At 46.0% G+C, this 2,413-nt stretch carries 1 protein-coding gene; it reads left to right on the forward strand.

Annotated elements, in window-relative coordinates; all coding sequences use genetic code 11:
• The coding region (locus tag VE944_RS29400; RefSeq protein WP_324985839.1) for a Hint domain-containing homing endonuclease at window positions 1-2,413 on the forward strand (2,413 nt) is incomplete at both ends.

Below are 2,413 nucleotides of genomic sequence, written 5' to 3' on the forward strand. Positions count from 1 at the left end.
TGCCCTCAATTTCGCATCAGGCGGATCATCGGGGGGCGCTCAGAATCTAGCTTTTGTCCGTAAGACGGTTGAGGATTTGAAGGTTCCGCTAAAGGCTTCTACAGAAGGATTTGTGCAGCTAGCTGCTGCTGCTAAAGGGTCTGCGCTAGAAGGAAAGGGCACTCGTGAATTATTCACGGGGATTTCCCAAGCTAGCACTGTGCTTAGTTTAAGTGCTGACAATACTCAGGGTGCGATTCTGGCACTAAGCCAGATGATTTCCAAAGGCTGTCATGGTAAAGGTACTCTCATTAGGATGTTTAACGGCTCATCCAAACCTGTAGAGAATATCCATGTAGGTGATTCTCTAATGGGATGGGATGGGCTGCCCCGGTGCGTCTTAGCATTGGCCCGTGGGACTGAAGAACTTTACAAGATTATTCCAGCAGCAGGTAAGCCATTCATTGTCAATCTGCATCACAAAATGCGGGTTATGAGAAATGGAGAAAAACAAACGTTAGTCTTGAGAGATTACCTAGCGTTGCCCGATGCTGAAAAGCAAAAGCTTACTCTAGTCCACGAAAAGCTAAAAGAAGTTGAATTTACAATCACTTATCACGATGAAGGTGAGTTCTTTGGCTTCTTGATTTCGGGCGACCACATTTATCTGGACGAACAGGGATTTGAGCATCACAACACTGTTAGTTCCGAAGAATTGCGCCAGCAACTGGGTGAACGTCTGGTGGGCGCGATGGGGATTGCAGCGCGGGCAATGGGCGTTACAGAGGGAGAATTCCAGAAACTTCTCGACTCTGGGAGGATCTTGTCACAAGATTTCTTGCCGAGATTTGCAAAACAGTTGCAGTCAGAATTTGGCGATGCTGCTAAGGATGCGGCGGGTAATGCCCAGAGTGCGATTTTTGACGTACAAAACGCCTTTTTGAGCTTACAGCAGGGCATAGGTGAGGGAGTTGCACCGGCTGCCACTGCGGGATTGAATGCCTTATCTATTGTTCTTGAGGGAGCAGCTAAAGCTGGCAAAGAACTTGGCTTTATCCTGATTGGTGTGACGGCGGCCTTGAGCATAAAAATGGTTGGGGCACTACGAGCCGTTATCGCTACTTTAATCGAAACTAAGCTAGCTACTGGCACTTTAGGTGGTGGACTTGCAAGTCTGGGGCAGACTCTGAATAATTCAGCTTCAGTAAAATGGGCAGCTGGTATTTTCGCTGTCTTAGAAGTTGTAAACCTCTTAAATCAGGCGATTAACACTGAGCTAGTTCAGTCCTTTCAAAAGGCAGCTGATGCAGCCAAAAGATCCGCCGAGGAAACGAAGAAGGCTTTCCAGAAGCCTAAGCCAGAAGCATCCGGTGCTGTAGAAAGATTCCTTGATAAGTATGCGATCGCACCATTTAATTCTGCTACTGGCTCCAAAATATCTACGTTCGCCGAACGAGAAAATGCCCAGATGGAGCGCGGAAAAACCCAAGGACTCGACCCTGTAGCAACTAACGGTGTAGGTCAATTCGTAGACAAGTATTTAATTGGAGCGCTGAATTCTGGTAGTAATTATTTTAAGTTGGGCAATTTACTCATGCCTGGAGGCGTGGGATTTGGCGACAAAGTGAAAACTTGGGGAGAATACGAAAGAGATAGCACCACTAATAATATTCAAGAGCAAGGACTTTATAACACTGAGGCTCTAGCTGAAGCACGGTATCGACTGTCCGAATTCAAAACAGGTACTGGGGAGGGTGGCAAGCTGCGCCCTATTGATGCCCAGTTAAAAACCGCAGAGGAAGAAAGGGCTATACTGCAAGCCAAAATTAAGCGAGACTTTGTAGACAAAGGTCAAGCTCCTCCTTCCGTTCTTAAACAGCAACTTGAAGCAAGTAATTTAAAAATAACTGGACTCAACGACCAACGCGCTGAAGCAGGCAAACCTTTAACTTTTCTGCTCAACGACACAACACGGAAGATTAATTCAATCAAATCGCAATTAGACAATCTCAAAAACCCTGACGCTGTAGCTAATGCAGGTGGAGAAGCAGCAGCAGACAGACAACGGCAAGAACTACAAAGACAGCTTAAACCACAAATCCAGCTTAAAGCCGAGTTAGAGCAAGCACTTGGCTCATTACGGATTGATCCAATTCGGGCATTCACTCAGTCGTTACGTGAATTAAATCTGGCATTAGCTGAGGGACAGGAGAAAAATAAGGAAAATTTATCAAAGCAGAAATTAGCTAATACAAAAACTGCGATCGCTGGTTTCTCCAGCAACAAACTCGCAACTAGGCAACTAGCTTTGTCAAATGCCGATGCTGAATATAAAGCGGCTCAAGCGGATGAGGCGGATTCAGGGCAACTTGCCAAAGGCTATGAGGCGGAAATCAATAAACCTGATTTTCAATCTACGCTGCAAAGACTAGGA

This window comes from Nostoc sp. (assembly GCF_035638895.1).
Lineage (GTDB): Bacteria > Cyanobacteriota > Cyanobacteriia > Cyanobacteriales > Nostocaceae > Nostoc.